This window comes from Xanthomonas sp. NCPPB 3582, from assembly GCF_041475735.2.
Classification (GTDB): domain Bacteria; phylum Pseudomonadota; class Gammaproteobacteria; order Xanthomonadales; family Xanthomonadaceae; genus Xanthomonas; species Xanthomonas codiaei.
In genome coordinates this window covers 1,143,862-1,169,772 of record NZ_CM192968.1, presented here as the reverse complement: position 1 = coordinate 1,169,772, position 25,911 = coordinate 1,143,862, and the positions used below count along the sequence as shown (strand labels likewise).

General features: G+C 66.5%; 21 protein-coding genes. 3 read left to right on the top strand and 18 right to left on the bottom strand.

Annotation, left to right across the window (positions count from 1 at the left end):
- Window positions 1-313: 313 nt before the first annotated feature.
- From ACCQ05_RS04990 to ACCQ05_RS04940, 11 genes are all read right to left on the bottom strand, one after another.
- Entirely contained in the window at window positions 314-2,059 is a 1,746-nt protein-coding gene (locus ACCQ05_RS04990) for a BatD family protein (RefSeq protein WP_372393096.1), read from the bottom strand.
- Window positions 2,056-3,876 (bottom strand): tetratricopeptide repeat protein, encoded by a 1,821-nt coding sequence (locus ACCQ05_RS04985; protein ID WP_372393095.1) that lies wholly within the window; start codon window positions 3,874-3,876, stop codon window positions 2,056-2,058. Before ACCQ05_RS04985 ends, ACCQ05_RS04990 begins: the two co-directional genes overlap by 4 nt.
- Complete coding sequence (locus ACCQ05_RS04980; protein ID WP_372393094.1) at window positions 3,867-4,874, bottom strand: vWA domain-containing protein; 1,008 nt, start codon at window positions 4,872-4,874, stop codon at window positions 3,867-3,869. Before ACCQ05_RS04980 ends, ACCQ05_RS04985 begins: the two co-directional genes overlap by 10 nt.
- On the bottom strand, window positions 4,871-5,332 hold the full coding sequence (locus tag ACCQ05_RS04975) for a DUF4381 domain-containing protein (RefSeq protein WP_228964127.1): 462 nt from the start codon (window positions 5,330-5,332) through the stop codon (window positions 4,871-4,873). The genes ACCQ05_RS04980 and ACCQ05_RS04975 overlap by 4 nt, the downstream gene beginning before the upstream one ends.
- 2 nt (window positions 5,333-5,334) lie before the next feature.
- Window positions 5,335-6,297 carry a DUF58 domain-containing protein gene (locus ACCQ05_RS04970; protein WP_372393093.1) on the bottom strand — a complete coding sequence of 321 codons (963 nt, stop codon included), beginning with the start codon at window positions 6,295-6,297 and terminating at the stop codon, window positions 5,335-5,337.
- 22 nt (window positions 6,298-6,319) lie between these two features.
- A complete protein-coding gene (locus tag ACCQ05_RS04965; protein ID WP_372393092.1) occupies window positions 6,320-7,339 on the bottom strand; it encodes an AAA family ATPase in 1,020 nt (339 codons plus the stop codon).
- Between the two features lie 162 nt (window positions 7,340-7,501).
- Complete coding sequence (locus ACCQ05_RS04960; RefSeq protein WP_372393091.1) at window positions 7,502-9,379, bottom strand: type IV pilus secretin PilQ; 1,878 nt, start codon at window positions 9,377-9,379, stop codon at window positions 7,502-7,504.
- A 19-nt stretch (window positions 9,380-9,398) separates the two neighbouring features.
- Window positions 9,399-9,932 carry a pilus assembly protein PilP gene (locus ACCQ05_RS04955; protein WP_064510516.1) on the bottom strand — a complete coding sequence of 178 codons (534 nt, stop codon included), beginning with the start codon at window positions 9,930-9,932 and terminating at the stop codon, window positions 9,399-9,401.
- The gene (locus ACCQ05_RS04950; protein WP_029220527.1) at window positions 9,929-10,594 is read right to left on the bottom strand and encodes a type IV pilus inner membrane component PilO; all 666 of its coding nucleotides are present in this window, start codon (window positions 10,592-10,594) and stop codon (window positions 9,929-9,931) included. The genes ACCQ05_RS04955 and ACCQ05_RS04950 overlap by 4 nt, the downstream gene beginning before the upstream one ends.
- Window positions 10,591-11,355 carry a PilN domain-containing protein gene (locus ACCQ05_RS04945; protein WP_372393090.1) on the bottom strand — a complete coding sequence of 255 codons (765 nt, stop codon included), beginning with the start codon at window positions 11,353-11,355 and terminating at the stop codon, window positions 10,591-10,593. The genes ACCQ05_RS04950 and ACCQ05_RS04945 overlap by 4 nt, the downstream gene beginning before the upstream one ends.
- Window positions 11,355-12,413 carry a pilus assembly protein PilM gene (locus ACCQ05_RS04940; RefSeq protein WP_104539994.1) on the bottom strand — a complete coding sequence of 353 codons (1,059 nt, stop codon included), beginning with the start codon at window positions 12,411-12,413 and terminating at the stop codon, window positions 11,355-11,357. The genes ACCQ05_RS04945 and ACCQ05_RS04940 overlap by 1 nt, the downstream gene beginning before the upstream one ends.
- Window positions 12,414-12,626: 213 nt before the next feature.
- Between ACCQ05_RS04940 and ACCQ05_RS04935 the strand changes: the two genes are divergently transcribed.
- The 3 genes from ACCQ05_RS04935 (at window position 12,627) to ACCQ05_RS04925 (ending at window position 16,972) form a co-directional block, all read left to right on the top strand.
- A complete protein-coding gene (locus ACCQ05_RS04935) occupies window positions 12,627-15,062 on the top strand; it encodes a penicillin-binding protein 1A (RefSeq protein WP_506191538.1) in 2,436 nt (811 codons plus the stop codon).
- 248 nt (window positions 15,063-15,310) lie between these two features.
- Window positions 15,311-15,970 carry a hypothetical protein gene (locus ACCQ05_RS04930; RefSeq protein ID WP_372393089.1) on the top strand — a complete coding sequence of 220 codons (660 nt, stop codon included), beginning with the start codon at window positions 15,311-15,313 and terminating at the stop codon, window positions 15,968-15,970.
- Window positions 15,971-16,156: 186 nt separating this feature from the next.
- Complete coding sequence (locus tag ACCQ05_RS04925) at window positions 16,157-16,972, top strand: DMP19 family protein (protein WP_372393088.1); 816 nt, start codon at window positions 16,157-16,159, stop codon at window positions 16,970-16,972.
- Window positions 16,973-17,196: 224 nt separating this feature from the next.
- Here the strand turns inward: ACCQ05_RS04925 and ACCQ05_RS04920 are convergent, their stop codons facing one another.
- The 7 genes from ACCQ05_RS04920 to ACCQ05_RS04890 all read right to left on the bottom strand — a co-directional run bounded on the left by ACCQ05_RS04920 (window position 17,197) and on the right by ACCQ05_RS04890 (window position 25,857).
- Window positions 17,197-18,486: a citrate synthase gene (locus ACCQ05_RS04920; RefSeq protein ID WP_104539991.1), complete on the bottom strand. Its 1,290-nt coding sequence runs from the start codon at window positions 18,484-18,486 to the stop codon at window positions 17,197-17,199.
- A gap of 237 nt (window positions 18,487-18,723) precedes the next feature.
- A complete protein-coding gene (locus tag ACCQ05_RS04915) occupies window positions 18,724-18,966 on the bottom strand; it encodes a type B 50S ribosomal protein L31 (RefSeq protein ID WP_104539990.1) in 243 nt (80 codons plus the stop codon).
- 71 nt (window positions 18,967-19,037) lie between these two features.
- Window positions 19,038-19,976, bottom strand: coding sequence for a nucleoside hydrolase (locus ACCQ05_RS04910; protein ID WP_372393087.1), 939 nt, complete (start codon window positions 19,974-19,976; stop codon window positions 19,038-19,040).
- 138 nt (window positions 19,977-20,114) lie between these two features.
- Window positions 20,115-22,256, bottom strand: coding sequence for an ATP-dependent DNA helicase RecG (gene recG, locus ACCQ05_RS04905; RefSeq protein ID WP_372393086.1), 2,142 nt, complete (start codon window positions 22,254-22,256; stop codon window positions 20,115-20,117).
- A 30-nt stretch (window positions 22,257-22,286) separates the two neighbouring features.
- Window positions 22,287-22,667 (bottom strand): RidA family protein, encoded by a 381-nt coding sequence (locus tag ACCQ05_RS04900; RefSeq protein ID WP_011038342.1) that lies wholly within the window; start codon window positions 22,665-22,667, stop codon window positions 22,287-22,289.
- A 340-nt stretch (window positions 22,668-23,007) separates the two neighbouring features.
- Window positions 23,008-24,549: a galactarate dehydratase gene (garD, locus tag ACCQ05_RS04895; protein ID WP_372393085.1), complete on the bottom strand. Its 1,542-nt coding sequence runs from the start codon at window positions 24,547-24,549 to the stop codon at window positions 23,008-23,010.
- Window positions 24,550-24,585: 36 nt separating this feature from the next.
- Window positions 24,586-25,857, bottom strand: a complete 1,272-nt coding sequence (locus tag ACCQ05_RS04890) for an OprD family porin (protein ID WP_372393084.1) — start codon at window positions 25,855-25,857, stop codon at window positions 24,586-24,588.
- Window positions 25,858-25,911 lie beyond the last annotated feature (54 nt).

The window sequence follows — 25,911 nt, the reverse complement described above, 5'->3', positions numbered from 1 at the left end:
ACTTGCGGCGTGTCCCGCGATGGTGGGCGGGCAAGGGCCCTGCAGCCAACGGCAGGCGCAACGCCTTGCCCTCGGCAACACAGCTGATATCCGGAACTACGTGCGGCCAGCAACACGTAGCGAGCAGTTGCCAGATGGATGTGGCGATGCGCTAAGAACCGGAGTACAGAGTGAGAAGCAAGTTTCGAGCGCCGGCCGCGCCCGCCTGGTGACCGCATCGTTCTTGCTCGCTGATCCAGGTGCTATGGCGATGCACCACGAGGCACCGCTTCATGACCCTCAGTCGCTGACGATGCCCACGCCGCGCAGGCGATCAAGGCGCCGGTGGATACAACGGCGCCAGCACCTCAGGTTCTGCAGCGCTTGCGTGGCGCCAGCGTGGGCCTTTGGCGAATACCTCGCGCAACGCCGCGCGGGCACCGGCCACATCGCCGTCGCCGCCCCAGCGCGCACGTTGCATGCGCGCCACGGCCGCGCGCTGGGCGGGATCGGCCAGGGCGGCCAGCACGCTGTCGATATCGGCCACACCGGCCATGCCGCAGAGCACGGTTGCCACCTCGTCCATCCCGCCGGCATCCAGCGCGCGGCGCAACTCGGCCACGCCGTGTGTCGCACGCCGTCCAGGCATGGCGATCTCTGCGCCATGGGCACCGGCCGCCGTGCGCGGCGCACCACCTCGGCGCAGTAATGCCCATGCCAGCGTGAGCACCCACAACAGCGCGAAGCCTGCCGCCGCAGCGATCCACGCCCAGGGGCGCCCCTGCGGCGGCGGCTGCACAGTCAGCGCACCGGTGGCCGCTGCAGGCGCAGGGCCGGCGGTCGCCGGACCTGCAGCCGGCGCAGGTGCAGGTGCAGGCGCCGCGAACGCACCGCTGCCCGCCGCAACGTCCAGCGTCAGGTCCGGCACCGTTGCCGTCCTGGCCGCGGCCGCACCCACATCCCACCACGCCACCTGCAGGCCGGGTACGACCAGCGGGCCGGCGCGGTTGGGCACGATCGAATAGCGCCGGGTCAGCCGCAACTGCGGCGAGCCGTCCACGAACCGTTCTTCGTATTGCGGCGGTTCGGCGAACACCTGCGCATCCGGCACGCTCGGCGTGGGCAGCTCGGGGAACTGCGCCTGGGTGGCGCCACGCGCACTGGCTTCCACCACGAACTGCGCCGCCTCGCCGGCGGTGGCGCGCTGCGGGGTGGCCGTGTACCGCAACTGCAGGCTGCGCAGCGGCAACCACGGTTGCGGCGCGTTGGCCGGCTGCGCACGCACCTGCAGCGCGATGCTGGCGCTGCGCGCGCTCAGCTCGCCGTTGCCGCGGCCGAAGTAATCGTCGAAGAAACCGCCCACCGAGCGGCCAGTAAACCGCGCCGGCGGCAGCAGCAGACGCCCGCTGCGCTCGGGCACCAGCAGATAGCGCCGCTCCACCACGTTGTATTGACGCCCGTTGACCAGCTTGACCGAACTGACGTCATCGCCGATGCGTTGCAACGACGCACCATCGGGCGCTTCCAGATCCAGCTCGCCGGAGGCCAGCTGGTTGGCGAAATACAGGCGCACCACCACGCCCACGCTTTGCTGCACGAACGGCTGCGGGTCGTCCACCTGGGTCTGGACGAAGGCCTCTTCGTTGCCCTGCGCCGCGCTGGGCCCGCTGGCGGCACCGGCGCCGCTGTCTGCGGCCTCGTTTGTCGCGCCCACCACCTGCAGCCGCAGCGGCTCGGTGCGCTCGCCGCCGACGCGAATCGCCGGCACGATCAACTCACCGCTCTTGCGCGGGGTCAGCACCACGCCGAACAAGGCGCGTACCGTCACCCCGCCGTTGGCCACCTGCATCTGCTGATTGGCGCTCTTGGCGCCCAGCGCGAAGTCGTTGCGCAACGGCGCGTAGTCCGGATCGACCCCGCGCTGATCGGTTTCGATGTTCAACGTCACCGCATCGCCGGCGTTGACGCTGTCGCGGTCCAGCCAGGCGCGCGTCACCGCACCCAGCGGTGCGCAGAACACCAGCGCGGCACTGCTCAGCATGCCGATGGCCACGCGGCGCAAGTGGTATGTGCCGATCATCGTCCGTCCCGTTGCCTGCGTTCGTATTCCAGCCTGAATTTGGTCCGCAGCAGGCTGCCCGGATCGTCCGGTACCCGCCGCAGCCATGCCTCCACCGCCTGGCGCTGTTCGCGTTGTTCCGGCGTTTCGTCCGCCACTGCCGCTTCCGCCTTGCCCTTGGCACCGGCGCCCTTGTCGCCGGCCTGCGCCATGGCCTGCTGCATCTTGCGGCGCTGCGCTTCGTCGGCCTGTTGTTGCGCCTTGGCGTCGGCCGACTGCGGTGGTGCGTCCTGCGTGTTCGGCTCGCCCTTGCCATCGCTGGACTGCGGGGCCTGCGTCTTTCCATCCTGCGACTCGGGCGTGGCAGACGAGGGATCCTTGCCCTCCTGCTTGCCTTGCGCGTCCTGCGGCGGCTGTCCATTCTGGCCCGCGCCCTGAGTGTTCTGCTGGTTCTGGCCGGCCTTGTTCTGCCCGGATTGATTCTGATCCCTGGACTTGCCCTGCCCGTCCTTGTTGCCCTGCTGCTGCCGCTTGCGCGCCGCATCGACCGCAGCGCGATTGGCGATGGCATCGGCCTGGTTCGGATGTTGCTTGAGCGCGCGATCGTAGGCCGCAATCGCCTCGTCGTAGCGGCCCTGCCGCGCCAGTGCGTTACCGAGGTTGTACAGGCCTTCGTCGGTCGGCACGTGTTCGAAGGCTTTTTGCGCAGCGGCGAAATCACCGCGCCGGTAGGCCTGCACGCCAGCATCCAGGTGTTGCTGCTGTACCTGGTCGGCGCGTTGCCACAGCGTGCCATCGGCCGCCTGCGCAGGCTGGGCCAGCGGCAGGACGCACACCAGCGCCAGCAGTGCCACCGCCGCACGCCGACGGAATGCCAGCAATGCCAGCGCCATCACTGGCAGCACCAGCCAATAGCCTTCGTCCAGCCAGGTCTTGCCGCCGCTGGCGTCGGTGGTCTCCTCGGCCAAGGACTGTTGCGCCGGATCGAGCACGCCCAGCGCCTGCAGATCCGCGTCGTCGGGCGCGATACGCGCATAGCGCCCGCCGCCCTGACCAGCCAGGTCGCGCAGGCTGGGTTCGTCCAGCCGTGCCTGCGCGATCTCGCCACTTGCGGTGCGATAGGCAGCGCCGCGCGCACTGCCCACGCCCAGGGCGGATACGCGGAATCCTCGCGCCCGTGCGGTGCGTGCCGCACTTTCTGCCGAGCCGTCCGCGCTGTCGCTCAGCAGCAGGATCTCGCCCTGCTTGAAGCCGGCCTGTTGCAACAGACGGGCCGCCGCATCGATGGCACGGTCGGCGCGCTTGCCATCCACAGGCATCACCGATGGCGACAGCGCGTCCAGAAACAGGGCCACATTGCTGACGTCCTCGGTCAACGGGGCGACGGTAAAGCTTTCGCCGGCATACACCAGCAGCGCGACCTCGCCTCCGGCGCGCTTGCGCAGCAGCGTGGCCAGCTTGGCGCGCACCTGCAACAGGCGCGATGGCGGCAGGTCGGTTGCATTGCTGCTGGAGGACAGATCCACCACCACCACCAGGGGCATGCTCGAGTGAAACGCCGGGCGCTCGACCTGCCGCCAGCTGGGCCCGCTCATCGCCACCACCGCTAGCGCATAGGTCAGGGCGGCCAGCACGAAGCCCAGCCACCCGCGTCGGCCACCGGCAACCAGCAAGCCCGGCAATAGGTGCGCGTCCACGCTCTGCCGCCAGGCATTGGCGCTGCGGCGACGCAGTTGCCACAGCACCGCCGCCGGCACGATCGCCAGCAGCGCCCACAGCCAGTCCGGACGCAACAGATGCAAGGAGGCGAGCAGCCCGGTCAACGCCGTCATTGCCATCTCCGCGGCAACACGAATGCCAGCAGCGCCACCGCCAGTGCCGCCCCCAGCGGCCAGTAATACCGCTCCACGCGTGGCTGCACCGACGGGCCCAGCGCCTTTACCGGTTCCAGGCGATCGAGCTCGGCGTAGATGCCGGCCAGCTCTGCGGTATCGCGTGCGCGGAAGAAGCGTCCGCCGGTCTGCTGGGCGATCTTGCGCAGCCCCTCCTCATCGATATCGTCGTTGCCGCCGGCCGGAATCGGCACGCCGAACAACGAATAGCCACCGCTGCCGCCGAAGGCGATCGTGTGCACGCGCACCCCTTCGGCCTTGGCGAGTTCGGCCGCCTTCAAGGGATCCAATACGCCGGCGGTGTTGACGCCATCGGTGAGCAGCACCACCACGCGCTGGCCCTGCTCCTGCTCGCGCAGCCGTTTGACCGACAGTGCAATGGCATCGCCGATGGCGGTCTCGCGCCCGGCCAGCCCCACCACGCTGTCGGCCAGTTGATCGCGCACGGACGTCAGGTCGGCGGTCAGCGGGGTGAGCGCGTAGGCGCGCTGTCCGAACACCAGCAGGCCGACGCGATCGCCATCGCGGCGATCGAGAAAATCCGACAACACCGCCTTGGCCGCGGTCAGGCGGTCCACCACGTTGCCGCCCAGCACCATGTCCGGTTCGCTCATGCTGCCGGACAGGTCCACCGCCAGCATCATCTGGCGCGCCTCGCGCGGTGGCTGGATGACCTCACCCAATTGCTGCGGGCGCGCCAACGCGGCGCACAGCAGGAACCAGCCCAGCCAGGCCAACCAGCGCGGCATCCGCAAGGCAGGCACATGCTGCGCCTGCGCGACGGCGTGTAGCTGATCGGCATACGGCACGCGCAATGCCGCCGCATCTGCGGCGCGGCGCGGCCAGAACCACATCAGCAACGGCAGCGGCATCAGCCACCACGCCCACGGCCATGCGCAATGCGCCAGCGCGTCCTGCCATTGCGACCACTGCAGCCAGTTCATCGCCGGCCCCGCATCAGCGCCAGGAAGCGTTGCCGCACCAGCGCCTGGACGGTATCGATATCGGCCACCGCCGGCGTGCGCTGGAATCCACCGTCGAGCACCGCGCGTCCCGGCCCTTGCGAAAACGCCTTCGCCTTGCTCTTGTGGCCGTCCAGGAACTGCAGCCATGCCTCGCCCTGCAGGCGGTCGGCCTGCGCATCCACCGTGCGCGCCGCACGCCGCAACAACACCGACAGCGTTGCCAGGCGTTGCGCCGGCGTCGCCGCGCGTTGCAGCTCGGCATCGAAGGCCGCCACCCAGCGGCGTTGCTGGCGGCGACGGCGCCACCACCAGAACCACGTACCGGCCAGCACCAGCGCGACAACCGCGATGACCAGCCACCAGCCCGGCGCCAGCGGCCACCAGCCCGGCGACGGCGGCAGGTGCACATCACGCAGCGGGAGCGATTGCGGTGCCATCGTCATGCGCTCCGCACGGATGCGCCGCCACCGAGCCAGGCATCGCTGGCATCGTCGGTGGACAGGCGGTGCAGGCGCACGCCGCGTGCCTGCAGCATCGCGGCCAAGTGTTCCAGTGGCGCCACGAATTCGGCCTGCCAGCGCGCGCGTGCGGACTGGCTGGCCAGGTCCACTGCAATGCGCTCGCCGCGCACATCGAAACTCAGCGCGCGCGCCGGTGGCGACAACTCCAGCGGGTCGACCAGCACGATCACCACCACTTCGTGATGCAGCGCCAGGCCGGACCACCGGGCTGCGGAAATCGTGCTGGCACTGCGCGCATCGGCCAGCACCGTCAACCGGGCGCCGGGACGCAGCAAGCGAGCGGCATGGTCCAGCGCGACCTCCAGCCCGGCATCGCCGGGCGGCGGCTGGGCATACCAGCGCGCCAGCGCATCCAGCACCGGCAACACCCCACGCTGCCCCGAGCGCGGCGCAATCGGCGCTTCGCTGGCGGTACCGCGCAAGGCGGCGATGCGATCGCCCTGCCGCTGCGCCAGCCATGCCGCCACTGCCCCGGCGCGCGCGGCCTGGACCGACTTGTAGCGCACCCGCGTGCCGAAATAGAGCGCGGGCGAGGTATCGGCCACGATCAGGCTCAAGCGCTCGCGCTCGGCCTGGAACAGCTTGGTATGCGCGCGCCCGGTGCGTGCGGTGACGCGCCAGTCGATATGCCGCGCGTCATCGCCGGCCACATAGTCGCGCGACTCGGCGTACTCCATCCCGCGTCCACGTGTCGCGGCCGGCACCGGACCCACCAGGCCATGCCGGCCGCGTCCGGGCTGCCCACGATGCAACGCGGTACCACGCAATGCGATCAGCTCCGCAAGACTCGGGCGCAGGCCGTGGCCGGCAACGGACGAGGCGGGAGGTGCGGGGGGCGGAGACGGCATCGAAGACATCGGAGTCGGGCGGGAGGACGGCATACCTCGGCAACACGCTACCCGATCAGGGCAGCGGGATCTTTTCCAGCAAGGCGGCCACCAGACGCTCGCCATCCCAGCCTTCGGCAGTTGCCTCATAGCTGGGCAACACGCGATGGCGCAGCACATCCGGAGCGATGGCGCGGATATCGTCCGGAGTCACGTAGTCGCGCCCGGCCAGCCATGCACGCGCACGCGCGCAGCGCTCCAGCGCGATCGAGCCACGCGGGCTGGCGCCCCAGGCGATCCGCCGCCCCAACGCGGGGTCGTAGCGCTGTGCATCGCGCGAGGCGAGCACGATCTCGATCAGATACCGTTCCAGTTGCGGCGCCAGATGCACATCCAGCACCACCCGCCGCGCCGCGAACACATCTTCCAGCGGAATCCTGTCGGGAACGGTCTCGTGTTTTTCCAGCGTATCGCGCGCCGCCTCGCGGGCCAGGCGCAGGATCTCCGCCTCGGCGTCGGCCTGTGGGTAGCCGATGCGCACATGCATCAGGAAGCGGTCCAACTGCGCTTCGGGCAATGGAAAGGTGCCTTCCTGCTCGATCGGGTTCTGCGTCGCCATCACCAGGAACAGCTGCGGCAGCGCATAAGTGTGCCGGCCGACGGTGACCTGCCGCTCGCCCATCGCCTCAAGCAGGGACGACTGTACCTTGGCCGGCGCGCGGTTGATCTCGTCGGCCAGCAGGATGGGATGGAAGATCGGCCCGGGCATGAATTCGAACCGGCTGTCCTGCGGGCGCCAGATCTCGGTACCGGTCAGATCGGCCGGCAGCAGATCCGGGGTGAACTGCACCCGCGCAAAGTCCGCTTCCAGCCGCGAGGCCAGCGCACGGATCGCCGTGGTCTTGGCCAGCCCGGGCGCGCCCTCGACCAGCAGATGGCCGTCGGCCAGCAAGGCGATCAGCAACCGCTCGACCAGCGCCGACTGGCCGACGATGCGCTGCGCCAGCGACTCGCGCAGGGAGGTGAATTGACGATGCAACCGGTCCTCGACGGGCGCGGCAGCGGCTTCTGGGGGAAGGAGCGGCGGTGCGTTCATAGGCTCAGTGTGACCGATCCGAACGCGATTGGTTCACTTGACGCTGGCCGGAGGTTCAGTGAGTGACGAAGGTCATGATCGCGCAGGAAGCACCTCGCCCGGTCCAAAAAAAAAGGGGCCGCACCGCCTGCGGCGGTACGGCCCCCTTTTCAATACGTACGGTCAGCGTACTGCCGATGCGACGCGTAGTACCTTCGGCGTGATGAACACGAGCAGCTCGGCCTTACTCTTGCTGCGGCCGCGGCTCTTGAACAGGTTACCGAGGAACGGGACATCACCAAGGAAAGGAACCTTGTTGACGCTGGCACGATCGGTAAATTCGTAGACGCCGCCGATGACAACGGTCTGCCCATCGTCGACCAGTACTGCCGTGTTGATCTCGCGGCGATTGATGGATGGTACGGTGCCATAGTTGGGCAGCTCGATTAGCTGATCCACTTCGTCCTTCTTGACGTTCATGTTCAAAAAGACGCGATTGTCGTTGGTGATCGTCGGGGTGACTTTCAGCTCGAGCAATACTTCCTTGAACTGGACATTCGGCGTCGCCGCCTGGCCTGCGGTACCGCCGGTAATCGTGACGTAGCCAATTTCACGCCCTTGCTTGATGACGCCCTCGCGTTGATTGGAGGTAACGATTCGGGGATTGGAGATCACCTCGCCACGTCCTTCTTGCTGCAAGGCAGACAACTCAAGATCGAGGTTGAAATTGGAACCTAAAAGCGTGTAAGCCAGACTCGGAGCAGCTGCTCCGCTAGTGAAAGCACCGGTCGGCAGGTTGACGTTCAACCCACGATTCGCCGCAGTGCCACCGCCAGTCACGCCACTGCCGATCGTCGCGACGTTATCGCCATAAGTATGCGTGCCACCAAGCCCGAACCTTGCACCCAGATCGCGAGCAAACGTATCAGTGGCGATGACGATACGCCCCTCGATCAGGACTTGATCCACCGGACGGTCGATATGCGAGATCAGCTCGCGCATCTGCGCGACCTTCTTCGGGATGTCGCTGATCATCAGCGTATTGGTACGTTCGTCGGCCACCAGGCGGCCGCGCGGCGACAGGAAACCATTGTCCTGTTGCCCGGCACCGCCCTGCCCACCCTGGCCGCCACCGCCACCGATCCCCTTGGCCTCGGTCAGCGCTTTGAAGATAAGTGCAGCGTTGTGGTAGTTGATCTGCACGTAATCGGTGATCAGGTCCTCGCGATTCTCGATCGCGATGCGGGCGTCTTCCTTGTCCTGCTCGAACTTGGCCAGCTCCGGCTGCGGTGCGACCCACACCACGCCGCCATCGCGGCGCTTGTCCAGGCCCTTGGCGCGCAGCACGATGTCCAGCGCCTGGTCCCACGGCACGTTCATCAGGCGCAGGGTGACGTTGCCCTGCACGGTGTCGGAGGCGACGATGTTGAGGTTGGACTCTTCGGCGATCAGCTGCAGCACGGTGCGCACCGGCACGTCCTGGAAGTTGAACGTCACCGGGCGGCCGCTGTAGCCCCGCGCAGCGATCTGCGCGGCAGCCTGGGTCACCGCCGCCGGGCTCACACCGCCTACGGCCGGCTGGCCCTTGCGCGGGGTGATCTCGACCACGTATTCGTTACCGGTCTGGTAGGCCAGCGAGTCGAAGGCGCCCTTGGTCGACAGCACCAGCTGCGAGCCGGAGCCGGACGGCTTGACCTCCACGCGCTGTACCGGCGTGGCGAAATCGGTGACGTTGAGCGGGCGCTGCAACTCCGGCGGCAGCTTGGCGTTGCTGATGTCCACCAGCACGTTGTCGCCCTGGGTGCGCAGGTCCGGGCTGGCGCCCTGGCCGTCGAACTTCAGGATCAACCGGCCTGCGCCATCGTCGCCGCGTTTGAAATCGATCTTGGACACCGCCAGGCTCGCCGGAGCAGTCTTGGCCGGGTCTTGCGCGGGCGAAGTCAGCGCGGCGGCCGCGAACGAGCTGCCACTGGCCAGCGCCAGCGCGAACCCCAACGCGCAGGCCTGGAGCATCGCGTGGCGTCGAACCGGACGCAGCCGCTGGGCATTGGAAAACGTCATCGTGCTATCCCCTATCACTTTATTGATCATCCAATGCGAGTGCGGCCGGCCGTTCAAGCCATCCACCCGCACCGTCCGGCACAAGTTCAATCAGCTCGATGCGGTCTTCGTAGACCCCGGTCACCCGGCCATCGCTCTGTCCCAGATACACACCCGGTCGCACCCGGTAGGTCACCTTGTCGGGCGCCATGACCAGTGCGATCAGGCCCGACCCACCCCCGATGGTCCCCACCATGTCGAGAGCGTCGAGCGGGAAGGCCTCCAAAGGCTCCTTGCGCCGGTTCGGATCCGGTCGGGTGCCGTTGCCGCCTTCCGCGCTGACCCAGGCATCGCTGAACGGGTCGCGCATGGTCTGCGCTGCGTATTCGAACGTCTCGAACTGCTGCATCACCGGCAACGGCTCCAGCGGCGGCGCAGGACGCGCGCGCACTTCGGCCACCCAGGCTTCCAGATTCGGCGCATCGCCCGGGGTGCTGGTAATGCCGCGGCTGCAGGCCGGCAATACAGCAATTAGCGCCACGCAGGACAGGATCTTGAGCAATTTCATGGTCATTGGCCGCCCTTCTTCGCAGCGTCGGCCGCCGCCTTCTCCTGCTCGGCCATTTCCTCATCGTCCAGATAACGATAGGTCTTGACCGTGCCGGACAGTTCCAGCGCGCCGCGCGGGGTGATGCCGGCCTTGGCGTCCTTGGGCTTGAGGTTGATGTCGTGCATGGTCAGGATCACCACGCGCGGCAGCGAGGCCACGCCGCTGACGAAGGCACCGAACTGGTGGTAGCTGCCCACCATGCGCAGGGCGATCGGCTTCTCGGCGTAGAACTCCTTCGGCGACTCCGGACCCGGCTGGAACAGCTCGTTGGACAGGCCGCTGGACAATGCGGTCTGCGAGATGTCGATGATCAGGTCGGGCATTTCGGTCTTGCTGGGCAGCTGACGCAGCATCTGCTGCAGCACCTGCTCCATCTGCGCGAGCTGCTGCTTGAGCGGCTCCAGATTGACCGCACGGCCCTGCTGGGTCTCGAACTCGGTGCGCAGCTGCGACTCGGTGCCTTCCAGGCCTTCGAGCTCGTCACGCTTGCCGCTGATCAGCAGGAACCAGGCCAGGACCATGATGAACAGGCCCACGACCACGCAGAACACGATGCGTGCCTGCTGCGGCCAGCCGCCGATGTTGTTGAAATCCAGATCGCTGAGCTTGAATGATTTCTTACTCATGACGCCGCCCCCTCCTGCGGCCGAGTGGCTTGCGCCGGTGCCGCTTGTGCGGGTGCAGGCGTGGCCGGCGCCGGCGTGGCTGGCGTCGCGGCAGGTGCCGGTGCAGCGCCCGCAGGCGTCGCGCCCGGTGCCGCCGGTGCCTGCCCGTCGACCGGCGCAGCGCCGTTCTTGTCGGCCTCGTTCGGATTGGCCAGCTTGACCTTCAACGTGAACACGTACGGCAGGGTCTTGGTGTCCATCGCCGAGGTCACCGGTTGACCGCCGGCCTTGTCCTGGCTCTTGGCCTCGATGATCGACAGGTCCGGATTGGTCATCCAGCCCGAGCCTTCCAGGTTGCGCATGTACGCACTGACGCGCGCATTGGATTGCGAGCGGCCTTCCAGGGTCAGGATGTCGCCGTCCTGCTTGATGTTGGTCAGCGCCACGCCATCGGGAATGGTGCGCACCAGCGAATCGAACAGGTGCACCATCTGCGAGCGGTTGGCCTGCAGTTCCTCGATGACCTTCTTGCGGGCCAGCAGGCGGTCCTTCTTCTTGTCGAGTTCCTTGATCTCTTCGTTCTGCGCCTTGACCTTCTCGATCTCGGTGGTCAGGAACGCATTGCGCTCGGTCTGCCCGCTGATCTGCGCGTCGTAGTAGAACCAGATCAATGCCGACAACAGCACGCCGCCCAAGGCGGCGAAGCCCAGCATCGAATAGAACTCACGCTCGCGCGCCTTCCGGCGCTCGGCGCGCCAGGGCAATAGGTTGATTCTTGCCATCAGTCAAAGCTCCTCAGGGCCAGGCCGGTGGCGATCATCAGGGCGGGCGCATCCAGCGCCAGTGCGTGGGCCTGGACCTTCGGCCCCAGCGTCATCTGTGCGAGCGGGTTGGCCACCACGGTGGTCACGCCCAGTTGTTCTTCGACCATTTCCGGCAACCGCGCCAATGCGGCGCAACCGCCGGCGAGCACGATGCAGTCCACGCGATTGAACTCGCTGCCGGCGTAGAAGAACTGCAACAGGCGGCTGATCTGCTGCACCGTCGCCTCCTTGAACGGCTCCAGCACCTCGACCTCGTAGCTTTCCGGCAACCCACCCTGACGCTTGGCCAGGCCAGCCTCTTCGTAGGTCAGGCCATAGCGGCGCATCACTTCGTCGGTCAGCTGCTTGCCGCCGAAGACCTGCTCGCGGCTATACAGGCTTCGGCCGGAGCGCAGCACGCTCAGCGTGGTCATGGTGGCGCCGATGTCGACCAGCGCGACCACCGCATCGGCGGCCACCGGCAGTTCGCTGGCCACCAGGGCAAAGGCGTTTTCGACCGCGAAGGCCTCCACGTCCATCACCTTGGCAGTCAGCCCGCCCAGTTCCAGCGCCGACTGGCGCAGCTCCACGTTCTCCGAGCGCGAGGCGGCCAGCAGCACCTGGACCATGTCCGGGCTGTTGGGCATCGGGCCGAGGACCTCGAAATCGAGATTCACTTCCTCGATCGGGTACGGAATGTAATTGGTGGCTTCCAGCTCGACCTGGGCTTCCAGATCGCTCTCGTCCAGATCGGCCGGCATCGGGATCAACTTGGTGATCACCGCCGAGCCGGCCACGGCCGCAGCCGCGCTCTTGGCCTTGCTGCCGGAGCGGTTGATGGCGCGACGAATGGCTTCGCCCACCGCCTCCACTTCGACGATGTTCTTTTCCACCACCGCGTTCGGCGGCAACGGTTCCACCGCGTAGTGTTCCACGCGAAAACGATTCCCGCTGCGCGACAGCTGCAAGAGCTTGACCGCAGTGGAACTGATATCGACACCGATAAGTGGCGATTGACTCTTGGGTAGAAGCCCCACGGAAACTCCCCTGCCGATGGGCACTTGGACGCTGATGCGCCCTCGTATTAATAATCAAATTTTAACAGTTGACAAGCCCTCCACGCGCAAGGCAATGACCCCGCGAACGTGACCCCAGTGCTGTCTTCTGCGATCCCCAGAGTTCGGCCCCAGCCAAACTCGGCGTCATCTATACTCTGTGACCAAGAAATCTGCAATCGGAATCTCTCTTACATGCCCCGTATTCGCCGTTGGCTGGGCTGGATCCTGGCCACGCTCGTTGTGCTCGCACTGCTCGGCGCCATTGCTGCCGGCGGCCTGTACTACGCCATTTCCTCGAAGTTGCCGGACGTACAGTCGCTCAAGCAGGTCGAACTGCAGGAGCCCATGTACGTCTATTCCAGCGACGGTCGCCTGATGGCCGTCTATGGCGAGACCCGGCGCTACCCGGTCCAGATGAAGGAGGTTCCGCTGCGCCTGAAGCAGGCCTTCCTGGCCACCGAGGACGCGCGCTTCTACGAACACGGGGGGGTGGACTACAAGGGCATCGGCCGCGCGATCTGGCTGCTGGCCACCACCGATGCCAAGCGGGTCCCGGGCGGCTCCACCATTACCCAGCAGGTGGCGCGGCAGTTCTTCCTGAGCTCCGAATACAGCTACACCCGCAAGCTGGCCGAGATCCTGCTGGCGCGCAAGATCGAAAGCGAGCTGAGCAAGGACGAGATCTTCGAGCTGTATCTCAACAAGAGCTTCTTCGGCAATCGCGCCTACGGTATCGGCGCCGCGGCCGAGTATTACTTCGGCAAGAAGCTGGGCGAGCTGAGCCTGGACGAGATGGCATCGCTGGCCGGCATCCCCAAGTTCCCGTCCAGCGGCAATCCGATCAGCAACCCCGAGCGCGCGCGCGAACGGCGCGACTATTACGTGCTGCAGCGCATGGCCGAGCTGGGCTTCGTCACTCAGGCCGAGGCAGATGCCGCCAAGGCGGTGCCGATGCATGCCAAGCCGCACGAGCCGCCGGTGGAGGTCTACGCCCCGTACGTGGCCGAGCTGGTACGCCAGGAGATGATCGCCAAGTACGGCGGCGACGTGCTCAACAAGGGCTACCACGTCACGACCACCATCGATGCGACCTTGCAGACCGGCGCAGATGCGGCAATCAACGATGGTCTGCGCCTGTACGACCACCGGCATGGCTGGCATGGGGTGGAGCAGCATTTCGACGTGGCCGCCGACGCCGATGCCGCCGCGCTGGCCAAGCACCTGTCCGGCGTCTCCACCCAGGGCGGGCTGCGGCCGGTGATCGTGGCGCGCACCAATCCCGATGGCGGCATCACCGTCGTGCAGCACGACAAGACCGAACTCACCCTGCCCGCCTCGGCCAGCCGCTGGACCAGCAAGACCCCGGCCAAACTGCTGACCCGCGGCGATCTGACCCGCATCCGTGCCGGCGAGAAGGATGGCGAGTGGGTCATCGACCAGCTGCCGCGCGGCCAGGCGGCGCTGGTGTCGCTGGACGCCAACAGCGGCGCCTTGCGGGCCCTGGTCGGCGGTTTCAGCTTTGCCGGCAACAAGTTCAACCGCGCCACCCAGGCACGCCGCCAGCCGGGCTCCAGCTTCAAGCCGTTCGTGTATGCCGCCGCCTTCGAGAAAGGCTTCAACCCGGCCTCGATCGTGTTGGATGCGCCGGTGGTGTTCCGCGACCGCCGCGGCAAGACCTGGTCGCCGCAGAACGATGGCGGCGGCTTCCGCGGCCCGATGCGGCTGCGCGAGGCGCTGGTGCAGTCGCGCAACCTGGTGTCGGTGCGCCTGCTGGATGCGATCGGCGTCGATTTTGCGCGTAAATACATCAGCCAGTTCGGGTTCCAGGAAGCCGAGCTGCCGCCCAACCTGTCGATGTCGCTGGGCACCGCGTCGCTGACGCCGCTGTCGGTGGCGCGTGGCTACGCGGTGTTCGCCAATGGGGGCTCGCGCGTGGACACTTGGATCGTGGATGAGGTCAAGGACCGCGACGGCAAGGTCATCTTCAAGGAAGTGCCGGCCGTGGCCTGCCGCACCTGTGCCACGCAGGGTGGCACCGCGGCACCGGTCAGCCAGGTGGTGGATGGCTTCAATTTCGGCGCACAGGCACCGGCCACGCCGCCGGCCTCGGCCGCGCCCGCCGACAACGCCCCCCCGGCAGCGGCGGAAACAGCACCTGTGGCGACGGCGGAAACCAAGATTGCGCCGCGCGCCATCGACGAGCGCACCGCCTACCAGTTGGTGTCGATGATGCGCGACGTGGTCCAGCGCGGCACCGGCACCGCTGCCAAGGTGCTGGGCCGCGAGGACGTGGGCGGCAAGACCGGCTCGACCAACGACCACCGCGATGCCTGGTTCTCCGGCTTCGGCGGCCCGTACGCCACCACCGTGTGGGTCGGCCGCGACGACTTCCGCTCGCTGGGCTATCGCGAGTACGGCGGCAAGGCGGCCTTGCCGATCTGGATCGACTACATGCGCGTGGCGCTGAAGGACAAGCCGATCGCCGCCAACGATCCGCCCGAGGGCATGACCCAGGCCACGATCAATGGCGCGGTCGAGTGGGTGAAGAACGAGGACCTGGATCGCCTGCAGGATTACGACTACGGCCTGCAGGAACAGCAGGACGAGAAGGCGTTCGATATTTTTTAAGGGCTGGGATTCGGGATTCGGGATTCGGGAATGGGGAATCGGAACAGCGGAGCTGCTCCGGTTCCCTTTTTTCTTGGGCGGGTGAGGTAGTGCAGCGATGCGGCCCGGCAGTTGCCGCTTGCGGCTGATTGCCGGATGGAGCCGAATCGAAAGTACGACGCCGTCGCTCCAACATGGCGCGACACATTCGCCATGTCTTCATGTGGCTGTTGTAGAGTCGAACCCAGGTTCATCAGGGGAGCCCGGTCATGCATCACGCACGCCAGCACGCCGATACGCGCACCCGGGAACGCCGTCATCGGCTCGCCCATGAGGCCGCCAGATTGATGGCCGAAGGCGGTATCCGCGATTTCCACCAGGCCAAGCTCAAGGCCGCCAGCCGGCTCGGCATCCATGACGATGCCTCGTTGCCACGCAACCGCGAGATCGAAGATGCCTTGCGCCAATACCAACGCCTGTTCGCCGGCCCCGACCACACGACACGATTGCGCCAGCGCCGCGAGGCCGCGTTGCGGGCGCTGGATTTCCTCAGCCCGTTCCAGCCACGGCTGACCGGCCCGGTGCTGGAGGGCACCGCTGATGCGAATGCGCCCGTGCAGCTGCAGCTGCACAGCGACGATGCGGACGCGGTACAGCGCTTTCTGGAGGAACACCGCATCCCTGCCGAAGCGCGCACCCGCCGCCTGCGGCTGGACCGCGAGCGCAACGGCGAGTTTCCGGTGTGGCTGTTCGGTGCCGAAGACCTGACCTTCGACCTGACCGTGCTGCCCTACGACGCCCTGCGCCAGGCCCCGCTCTCGCAACTGGACGAAAAGCCGATGCCGCGTGCGTCGGCGGCGCAGTTGCGGCAGCTGCTGGCAGAGCTGCCGCCCGCCCACGAATCCAGATCACATCTCGCAAAGCGGTAACTGGGCAGTTGCAGTCATGCGCAACCGCCCACCCGCCGACAGCCACGCCGCGCTCAGAGAGTGCCGCGTGCCTTCCGGCATGGGCGGACACCCACTGCCGGGCTGAGACCGTAAAGTCTTGACGCCGATGTCCCATCGCGATGGAATCATCCTGGACTGGCCCATTTAGAAAATCAACGTGCCCGCATGAAATCTGACACCATTATCGTCTCACGCGTGAGTCTTGATGCCTCGGACCCGTATGAACTGATCCAGTCGAATATTGACGTTGTCAATGCCTTGATTGGCAACTACATGCGCGAAGACGAAATTTCAGAAAATGCTTTATGCAGCTACTACGTCGATTTTTATCTGGCGCAGGTAAACAATGGCGGTTTTGCACAGTTCCTATTGAACTCCAACCATAACTCCAAGGTCATGCAATTTGTCGCGAGAGGCCTGGAAGCGATGGGCGCCCCAAGGCACGCAGCGTTGTACGCCGAAAACCACGCCGACTTCATGCGCCTTGGCGAGCAGGACCTGGAAATCTTTATGCAGGACCCGTATGGGGAGGGAAGGTCAGTGCAACGTTCCCTGAGTCAGCGTGACAGCGCCTTCTACGATCTGGAGCGCAAGGAAAACCTGATCGACTTGAATTCGGCATGGCTGCGCCATCACCCACGACTGCTGGCATTACCGCCGGACCGGTTAAAGCAGGAAATAGAACGTCTTGCAAGCACAGTCCCCGCTGCAGAACGCCAGGCACGAATCGATCTGGCACGAAAGAACCAACCGCGCTATATGAAGTTGATTGACCGCCTATGCGAGGAAGGCGGACACACGCTGGACCGCATCACTGCCGGAGATCCAAGCCATAGATATAACGGCAACCAGGTGCTCGCCTGGCACTTCCTCACCAACCGCGGACACTTCTATATGCTCGACCTGGACGGGATTGCATCCATGTACGATGCCGCCGACCAAGCGTTGATTGCCAAGATTCAGGCACCGGCAGAGCTTTAGGGCAATCAAACGATTGTTCTCAGCTCAAGCTGGGCATGGGCCGACCCGCAAGGTTTGGCAGGTAGCATCGGCTTCGTGCATGCCCTCCCTCCAACTTGCTGAGTGCTCCGAGGAGCTGGCGCCATCCGCTTCCTGCAAGCGCGCCGCTCTGATAAGCGCATCAGGCAACAACAAAAACGCCCCGCAATGCGGGGCGCTCGTTTACGAACACACGCGTGGCGCGATCAGCGCTTGGCGCTGTCGGTGTAGTCGCGCTTGTCGTAGCCGGTGTAGATCTGGCGCGGACGGCCGATCTTCATTTCCGGGTCGACCTGCTGCTCCAGCCAATGCGACACCCAGCCTGCGGTGCGGGCGATGGCGAACATCACGGTGAACATTTCCACCGGGATATTGAGCGCCTTATAGATGATGCCCGAGTAGAAGTCGACGTTCGGGTACAGCTTGCGCTGCACGAAGTAGTCGTCCTTCAGCGCGGCCTCTTCCAGCTTCAGCGCCACTTCCAGCAGCGGGTCGTTGACGCCCAGCTCGCCCAGCACCTTGTGGGTCATCTCGCGGATGATCTTGGCACGCGGGTCGAAGTTCTTGTAGACGCGGTGACCGAAGCCCATCAGGCGGAACGAGGAGTTCTTGTCCTTGGCCTTGGCCACGGCCGACTCGACGTTATCGGCGGTGCCGATCTCTTCGAGCATCTTCAGCACCGCCTCGTTGGCGCCGCCGTGGGCCGGGCCCCACAGTGCGGTGATGCCGGCAGCGACCGATGCGTACGGGTTGGCGCCGGTGGAACCGACCAGACGCACGGTCGAGGTCGAGGCGTTCTGCTCGTGGTCGGCGTGCAGGATGAACAGCAGGTCCAGCGCCTTGGCCACGACCGGGTTGATCTCCAGCGGCTCGCTCGGCACTTCGAACATCATGTGCAGGAAGCGGTCGACGTAGTTCAGGTTGTTGCGCGGATAGCGGATCGGCCAGCCGATCGAGTACCGGTACGCAGCAGCTGCCAGGGTCGGCACCTTGGCAATCAGGCGGATGGCGGCCTGACGGCGCTGTTCCGGATCGTTGAGGTCCAGGGTGTCGTGATAGAACGCCGACAGCGAGGCGACCGAGCCGGCCAGCATGGCCATCGGGTGCGCATCGTGGCGGAAACCGCCGAGGAAGTTCTTCAACGACTCGTGCATCATCGTGTGATGCGTCACTTCGTGGTCGAACTTCTTGAACTCGTCCGCGGTCGGCAGTTCGCCGTTCATCAGCAGGTACGACACTTCCAGGAAGCTGGACTTCTCGGCCAGCTGCTCGATCGGGTAACCGCGATACAGCAGCACGCCATTGTCGCCATCGATGTAGGTGATGGCCGACTTGCAGCTGGCGGTGGCGGTGAAGCCCGAGTCATAGGTGAACAGACCGGTTTCTTTGGTCAGCTTGGAAATATCGACGCAGTCATTGCCCAGCGTGGGCTTGAGAACCGGCAGAACGACCGACGTGTCGCCGGCGTTGAGCGTGACCTGATCAAGATCGGACACTGTGTACGCTCCTTCAGTGGAAGGCGCCTGATCCCACATGGGCAGGCACGTGATGGAAGTCCAAGGCGTCGCCTCGGATCACGTCATTATCGCACAGCAGCATTTTGCCCGTCGCTTGGACAGAAGTCGTAGATGCCGGCCGTTGGGCGGCAAGCGAAGCAACGGGGGCGGGGCACGCCCCAAAAGACAACGGCCGCGCAATGCGCGGCCGCTGCCGGTACAGCCCGTCCTGCAAGCTCAGCGCGCGTAGCGCTTCTGGAACTTGTCGATCCGGCCGCCGGTGTCGATCACCTTGTGCTTGCCGGTATAGAACGGGTGCGATGCGGATGAGATTTCCACCTTGATCAGCGGATATTCCTGGCCGTCTTCCCACTTCACGGTCTCTTTCGAGCTCATGGTGGAACGGGTCAGGATCTTGAAATCCGAGGTCACGTCGTGAAAGACGACGTCTTTGTAGTTGGGATGCACGTTCTCTTTCATGGACTTGGCGCCGGGCTGCCTGGATAAGCCGGGCATTATAGCGGCCTGCAGGCAGCCGGCGCAAGATCGCCCTAGCCGGCCGCCAGCGCCGCGCCGACCAGCCCATAGAACCGCTGGCGGTCGTACTCCAGCAACAGGTTGCAATTGTCGGGCGCGCCGCCCTGCCGGTTCCAGTCCACCAGGGTCATGCCGCGGGTGTGGGTGCCGGTCAGTTCGATATGCACCGGGCGCTGCTCCAGGCGCCGTTCGCCCTCCGGATGCAGGGCGAACGCCATCGCCAGCGCATCGGCCGCATACCAGTACTCGCCGCGGCTGTCCTCGGACCAGAGCCGGGTCTTGCGCGAGATTTCCTCGTAGAAGCGGGCGCGGGCCGAATCGGCGGCCAGCCACTGCTCCACGTCCCGGTGCAGCAGGCCGTGCGCGATGGTGGCTTCCCAATCGGCCACATCGAAGGTCGGAAAGCCGCGGAACACGATGTGCGCCGCCTCCGGGTCGAAGCCGATGTTGAATTCGGCCGCCGGAGTGATGTTGCCGTGCCCGGTCAGTGCCCCGCCCATCACCACCAGTCGCGCCACGCGCTGTGGCAGGGTCGGGTCCAGGGTCAGCGCCAGCGCAAGATTGGTCAGCGGGCCGAGCGCCACCAGCAACAGCTCGCCGGCGTGTGCGTGCGACAGGCGCAGGATGGCGAGCGCCGCATGCTCGGCCTCGGCAGTGCGCTTGGCCGGTGCCAGACCCACATCACCGAAGCCATCGATGCCGTGCACGTGCGCCGCATCCACCGAGGGGTGCAGCAGCGGCTGCGGGCAACCGGCGTACACCGGCACATCGTCGCGGCCGGCGATCTCGCAGACCTTCAAGGCATTGCGCACGGTGTGCTCCAGGCCCACGTTGCCGGCCGCGATGGTCAGCCCGACCACCTCGTGGCGGCTGTCGTTGAAGGCCATCAGCAACGCCAGCGCGTCGTCCACGCCCGGGTCGGTATCGATCAGCAGCGGTATTCTTTTTGTCATGGGATTCGGGATTGGGCATTCGGGATTCGTTGCGGCATCTTCGCAAGGATCGGCGAGCCGCGCGAATTCCGGGGACGTCCAGGTCGCAGCAACCCCGCTTTGACCAATCCCCAATCCCGACTCCCCAATCCCCGCCGCTCAAGCGGCCGCATACCGCACCGCGCCACCGATCCAGCGCGCCACCACGCGGTCGGCGATCTCCGGCGCCTCGGCCAGCAGGCGCTCGGCCAGCACCTGCACGCGCGGTAGCAGGCCGGCGTCGCGGGCCAGGTCGGCGATGCGGAAACTGGCCAGGCCGGTCTGGCGCGTGCCCAGCAACTCGCCCGGCCCACGCAGTTCCAGATCCTTCTCCGCGATCACGAAGCCATCGTTGGTCTGGCGCATGGTTTCCAGGCGCTGGCGCGCCATCAGCGACAGCGGCCCCTGGTACAGCAGCACGCAACTGGACGCCGCCGCGCCACGGCCGACCCGGCCACGCAGCTGATGCAACTGGGCAAGGCCCAGGCGCTCGGCGTTCTCGATGATCATCAGCGAGGCATTGGGCACGTCCACGCCGACTTCGATCACGGTGGTGGCCACCAGCAGGTCGCTGCGGCCCTGCTTGAAGTCGAGCATGGCCTGCTGCTTCTCGGCCGGCTTCATGCGCCCGTGTACCAGCGCGACGCGCACGCCGGGCAACTGCGCCGACAAGGCCTCATAGGTGACCTGCGCGGCCTGCGCCTCGATGCGTGGCGGCCCGCTCGGCGCGCCTTTTTCGGGTTCTTCGCTTTCCTCGATCAGCGTGCACACCCAGTAGGCCTGGCGGCCTTCGGCACAGGCGGCGCGGATGCGTTCGACCAACTCCGGGCGGCGTTCGGCGCTCAGCACGATGGTCTGCACCGGGGTGCGGCCGGGTGGCAGTTCGTCGATGGCCGAGACGTCCAGATCCGCATAGGTGGACATCGCCAGCGTGCGCGGGATCGGGGTGGCGGTCATCACCAGCTGGTGCGGCACGCTGCCGGCCGCCGCGCCCTTGTCGCGCAACGCCAGGCGCTGGTGCACGCCGAAGCGGTGCTGCTCGTCGATGATGGCCAGCGCCAGGTCGTGGAAGACCACCGCCTCCTGCATCAGGGCATGCGTGCCGACCACCACCTGCGCCTGGCCGGAGGCGACCTCGGCCATGGCTGCGGCGCGCGCCTTGCCGGTGACCTTGCCGGCCAGCCAGACGATGCGGATGCCCAACGGCTCCAGCCAACCGCGCAGGTTGCTCAGGTGTTGCTCGGCCAGCAGCTCGGTGGGCGCGGCCAGGGCCACCTGCTTGCCCTGCTCCACCGCCAGCATCGCCGCCAGGGCAGCCACCACGGTCTTGCCGCTGCCGACATCGCCCTGCACCAGCCGCAGCATCGGCGAGGCTTGCGCGAGGTCGTGCGCAATCTGCTCGAACACGCGCTGCTGCGCGCCGGTGAGCTGGAACGGCAATGCCTTGCGCAGTTGCTGCACCAGGCGGCCGCCGCGCAATTGCGGGGCACGGAAACGCTGCAGGGCGATGCGCTGGCGGCGCAGGCTGAGTTGATGCGCCAGCAATTCTTCCAGCGCCAGACGCTGCTGGGCCGGATGCCCGCCCGCAAGCAGCTGCTGCGGATCGGTGCCGACCGGCGGGCGATGCATGGTCAGCAAGGCCGCGCGCAGCGAGGGCAGCTGCTGGTCCTGCAGCCAATGCGGGGGCAGCAATTCCAGTGCAGCCTCCGGCGGCAGCCGCTCCAGCGCCTGGCCGATGAGCTTGCGCAACGTGGCCGGGCCGACGCCTTCGAGCACCGGATAGACCGGGTCCAGGCTGTCGCCCAAGCCGGCGTCCTCGCCCGGCGCAAGCACCCGGTAGCTGGGGTGCACGATCTCCCAGCCGTGCTGGCCGGGCTTGGGCGTGCCGAACACCCGCACGCGCGTGCCGACGGCGAACTGCGCCACCTGCGCAGCGCGGAAATGGAAGAAGCGCAGCACCACGCTGCCGTGCGAATCGTCCGAGACTGCCACGCGCAACACCGGGCGGAAGCGGAAGCCGCGCTCCACTGCATCCACCCGCCCTTCGATCTGCGCCGGCACGCCGCTTTGCAGCTGCGCGATGGTGGTCAGGCGGGTGCGGTCTTCATAGCGCAGCGGCAGGTGCAGCCACAGATCCTGCACGCTCACGATGCCGCGCGCGGCGAACTTCTCGGCCACCTTGGGGCCGACGCCGGGCAGGCTGGACAGCGCCGCCTGGCCGGCGACGGCCAGACTGGGCGTTGCGACGGGTGCGCGCGGCACGACGGATCGGGACCGATCAGCCGGACGGGATCAGTCGAGCACCATCACCGCATCGACTTCGAAGCCGGCGCCCTTGGGCAGGCCGGAGACCTCGATGGTGGAGCGGGCCGGGAACGGGGCCTGGAAATACTCCTGCATCACCGCGTTGACGGCGGCGAACTGGCCCAGGTCGGTCAGGTACAGGCCCAGCCGCACGATCTTGTCGAGCGAGCCGCCGGCCGCTTCGGCCACCGCCTTGAGGTTGTCGAACGCGCGGCGCGCCTGCGCGCCGATATCGCCGGGCACGATCTCGCCGGTGGCCGGGTCCAGCGGAATCTGGCCGGAGAAATACACGGTGTTGCCGGCACGCACGGCCTGGGAGTACGGACCGATGGCGGCAGGCGCCTGATCGGTATGGATGATCTGGGACATGGGAACTCCGTCAACACTGAAAACGAGCGCGCATTGTATCGGCGCATGCCGTGGACGGGCGAATGCGCGGTGACGGCACGCTGGCCTCGGTGGTGGCGGTACACCGCGTTGCCCGGTGGATTGGCTGTGTCGCCGTGGTGTCAGTTGCTGCTGGCTTTCGCCTGCCCGCGATGGCTTCGGTGCGGCGGTCGGTGTGCGCTGTTGGACGCTGTGTGACGTAGTGCGTGAGGCTTCGCCCGTCCCCTCATTCGCCGCTCCGGGGCACTCTCTCCCCCATGAAGGAGGACAATGTCCCGAGGGGAGAAGGCAGGCGCGCCTTCTCGCGTGAGAGAGCGCCAAACTAGGTGATCGGCGCCGGGTTGAACAAGGCCAGATCGTTGTGCAGGCGATGCCGCTCGGTCCAGGTGGGTTGGCCGCTGGCCACGTCCAGGTAGCGCTGGAACAGCTCCCAGCCCAATTGCTCCAGCGTCTTGGCACCGGTGGCCACGCCGCCGGCGTCGATGTCCATCAGGTCGGACCAGCGCTGCGCCAGCTCGCTGCGGGTGGCCACCTTGATCACCGGCACCATGCCCAGGCCATACGGGGTGCCGCGGCCGGTGGTGAACACATGCAGGTTCATGCCCGCAGCCACCTGCAGCGTGCCGCAGACAAAATCGCTGGCCGGTGTGGCGCAGTACTGCAAGCCGCGCCCCTTGACGCGCTCGCCGGGTGGCACCACGCCGTTGATCGCCGAGGAGCCGGACTTGGCGATCGAGCCCATCGCCTTCTCCACGATATTGGCCAGCCCACCCTTCTTGTTGCCCGGGGTGGTGTTGGCGCTGCGATCGGCCTGCCCGCGCGCCAGATAGGCGTCGTACCAGGCCATCTCGCGGACCAGCGCCTTGGCCACGTCCGCATTGGCCGCGCGTGGCACCAGCAGATGGATGCCGTCGCGCACTTCGGTGTTTTCCGAAAACATCACCGTGGCGCCGGCACGCACCAGCAGGTCGGCGGCCACGCCCAGGCCCGGGTTGGCGGTGACGCCGGAAAACGCGTCGCTGCCGCCGCATTGCATGCCCACCACCAGTTCGCTGGCCGGCACGGTTTCGCGGCGGCGCAGGTCCAGATGGCGCAGGCGTTCCTCGGCCATGGCCATGATCGAGCCCACCATGTCGGCAAAGCCCAGGCTGGCTTGCTGCAGGCGATACACGCCGCTGTCGTCGTCGCTGGCGTCGTCGGGCAACAGGCGCTCCGGCGCAAGCTTCTCGCAGCCCAGGCCGACGATCAGCGCCTGCCCGCCGAAGTTGGGGCTGCGCGCGATATTGCGCAGCGTGCGGATGGGAATGATGGCCTCCGGCGCGGTGATCGCCACGCCGCAGCCGTAGACGTGATTGATCGCCACCACATCGTCGACATGCGGGTACCTGGGCAGCAACTCGGCGCGAATGCGTTCCACCGCGTGCCCGAGCACGCCCACCACGCACTGCACGCTGGTCATGATGCCCAGGATATTGCGCGTGCCCACGCTGCCATCGCGGTTGCGGTAACCCTGGAAGGTGTAGCCCTGCAGCGGCTCGGGCGTAGGTGCCGGGTGCAGCGCCAGATCCAGCGTGGCCAGTTCGGGGGCCTCGGGCATCGCCAGCAGCTGCTCGCTGACCCAGGCGCCACGCGCGATGGCGGCATTGGCGGTGCCGATCACCGCGCCCAGGCGGATCACCGGCGCGCCGGCAGGCAGGTCCAGCAGCGCCATCTTGTGGCCCTGCGGAATGTGCTCGATGGCGCTCACCCCATCCGGAAAAGTGGCGCCGGCAGGCGCACCGCCATCGTTGACGACAATGGCGACGTTGTCGCGCGCATGGGCGCGGATGCTGAGCCAGGGCATGGCGTGCTGGGTTGCGGACATCACGGGGCTACCTTGCAGAACATGGGATTGAATGCATTACCGGTCGGGGCTGTCGAACTGGCGCCGGTACTGCAGGATCAAGCGGTTTTCATCGACATTGCGCTGGTAGTTGGAGCGAAAGGTGCCGTTGAACCAGATCAGGCTCAGATGCTTGAAGCGCTCGCTCTGGAACTGATAGGTGGTCAGCACGTCGCGCGCCCATTCGCGGCCTTCGCCGGCATATGTCGCCGGCCGTGCATTGTCGCCGCTGATGTAGCGCGCCATGACGCTGAGGCCGGGAATGCCGATGCTGTCGCCATCGATGCTGTAACGCAGCTGCCAGCTGCGCTCGCCGCGTTCGAGGAAGTCGTTGATGAAGGTCCAGTTGAAGACGTTGCCGTCGGTGCCGCCGGGCCATGGCATGGCGCTGGGTCCGGACAGCTTCTGATAGCCGGCACCGAATTCATGACCACCGGTGCGCCAGGACACCATGCTGCTGAACATGCGGTTGTCGATCGGGCCGGCGCGCGACTGGCCGACATCGTCGGTGCGGAAATAGCGCAGATCCACGCGCAGACGGTCCTTGCCGAACATCTGGGTCTGGATCAGGTTGTACAGCTGCTGGCGGTAGATGTCTTCCATCAACGCGCCCTGATAACGCAGCTGGGTAGTCGGGGCCAGCGTATAGGTCGCCGAGACCAGATTGAACGCATCCGAATCCGGCGTCCCGAGAAAGCGACGGTTCTTGTTGGTCAGGGTGATCGGCACGCGCGAATCGCCGTCGCGATACCAGGCACTGGTGAAGCGGGCGAGCAGCAGGTCGAGCTTGGGCACATCCTTGGATTCCAGGGTCACGCCCTGAAACGTCTCCGGCATGATGCGGGTGATGCTGGCGCGCACCAGCGGCTCATTGGGAATGAAGCTGCCCCATTTCAATTCGGTCTGCGAGGCGCGCAGCTTGAGCGTCGGTGCCACCCGCACCAATGCATGCTGCGCGGTGCCGTCGTCGTTGTTGGGCAGCAGGCCGGTGCCGCCTTCGGCACGCACGCCATCGAGCTTGAAATCGCCGATACCCAGCAGGTCCAGTCCCGCGCCGACGGAGCCGCGGGTATAGCCGCTCCTGGCATCGATCACGAAGCCTTGCGCCCATTCGGCCCGCTTGCCCTGCCCTTGGCCGCTGCGGAAGTCGCGGTTGTAATAGAAATTGAGTGCGGTGACCTCGGCCGTGGCGCCATTCCAGAATCCCTCATCGGGCTGTTGCGCACGCGCACGCCCGGCCACGCCGACCGCCAGCAGCGCAACGCCGCTGATTGCCATCACGCTTTTCATTGCTCGGTTCTCCAACTGCGGTGAACTGGCGGTCATGCGCTGCTGCCGGTGCAT

Excerpts from the sequence above, each read along its gene's own strand:
- ACCQ05_RS04990 (WP_372393096.1), bottom strand. The coding sequence starts at position 2,059 with ATGATCGGCACATACCACTTGCGCCGCGTGGCCATCGGCATGCTGAGC.
- ACCQ05_RS04985 (WP_372393095.1), bottom strand. The coding sequence starts at position 3,876 with ATGGCAATGACGGCGTTGACCGGGCTGCTCGCCTCCTTGCATCTGTTG.
- ACCQ05_RS04980 (WP_372393094.1), bottom strand. The coding sequence starts at position 4,874 with ATGAACTGGCTGCAGTGGTCGCAATGGCAGGACGCGCTGGCGCATTGC.
- ACCQ05_RS04975 (WP_228964127.1), bottom strand. The coding sequence starts at position 5,332 with ATGGCACCGCAATCGCTCCCGCTGCGTGATGTGCACCTGCCGCCGTCG.
- ACCQ05_RS04970 (WP_372393093.1), bottom strand. The coding sequence starts at position 6,297 with ATGCCGTCCTCCCGCCCGACTCCGATGTCTTCGATGCCGTCTCCGCCC.
- ACCQ05_RS04965 (WP_372393092.1), bottom strand. The coding sequence starts at position 7,339 with ATGAACGCACCGCCGCTCCTTCCCCCAGAAGCCGCTGCCGCGCCCGTC.
- ACCQ05_RS04960 (WP_372393091.1), bottom strand. The coding sequence starts at position 9,379 with ATGACGTTTTCCAATGCCCAGCGGCTGCGTCCGGTTCGACGCCACGCG.
- ACCQ05_RS04955 (WP_064510516.1), bottom strand. The coding sequence starts at position 9,932 with ATGACCATGAAATTGCTCAAGATCCTGTCCTGCGTGGCGCTAATTGCT.
- ACCQ05_RS04950 (WP_029220527.1), bottom strand. The coding sequence starts at position 10,594 with ATGAGTAAGAAATCATTCAAGCTCAGCGATCTGGATTTCAACAACATC.
- ACCQ05_RS04945 (WP_372393090.1), bottom strand. The coding sequence starts at position 11,355 with ATGGCAAGAATCAACCTATTGCCCTGGCGCGCCGAGCGCCGGAAGGCG.
- ACCQ05_RS04935 (WP_506191538.1), top strand. The coding sequence starts at position 12,627 with ATGCCCCGTATTCGCCGTTGGCTGGGCTGGATCCTGGCCACGCTCGTT.
- ACCQ05_RS04930 (WP_372393089.1), top strand. The coding sequence starts at position 15,311 with ATGCATCACGCACGCCAGCACGCCGATACGCGCACCCGGGAACGCCGT.
- ACCQ05_RS04925 (WP_372393088.1), top strand. The coding sequence starts at position 16,157 with ATGAAATCTGACACCATTATCGTCTCACGCGTGAGTCTTGATGCCTCG.
- ACCQ05_RS04915 (WP_104539990.1), bottom strand. The coding sequence starts at position 18,966 with ATGAAAGAGAACGTGCATCCCAACTACAAAGACGTCGTCTTTCACGAC.
- ACCQ05_RS04910 (WP_372393087.1), bottom strand. The coding sequence starts at position 19,976 with ATGACAAAAAGAATACCGCTGCTGATCGATACCGACCCGGGCGTGGAC.
- ACCQ05_RS04900 (WP_011038342.1), bottom strand. The coding sequence starts at position 22,667 with ATGTCCCAGATCATCCATACCGATCAGGCGCCTGCCGCCATCGGTCCG.
- garD (WP_372393085.1), bottom strand. The coding sequence starts at position 24,549 with ATGTCCGCAACCCAGCACGCCATGCCCTGGCTCAGCATCCGCGCCCAT.
- ACCQ05_RS04890 (WP_372393084.1), bottom strand. The coding sequence starts at position 25,857 with ATGAAAAGCGTGATGGCAATCAGCGGCGTTGCGCTGCTGGCGGTCGGC.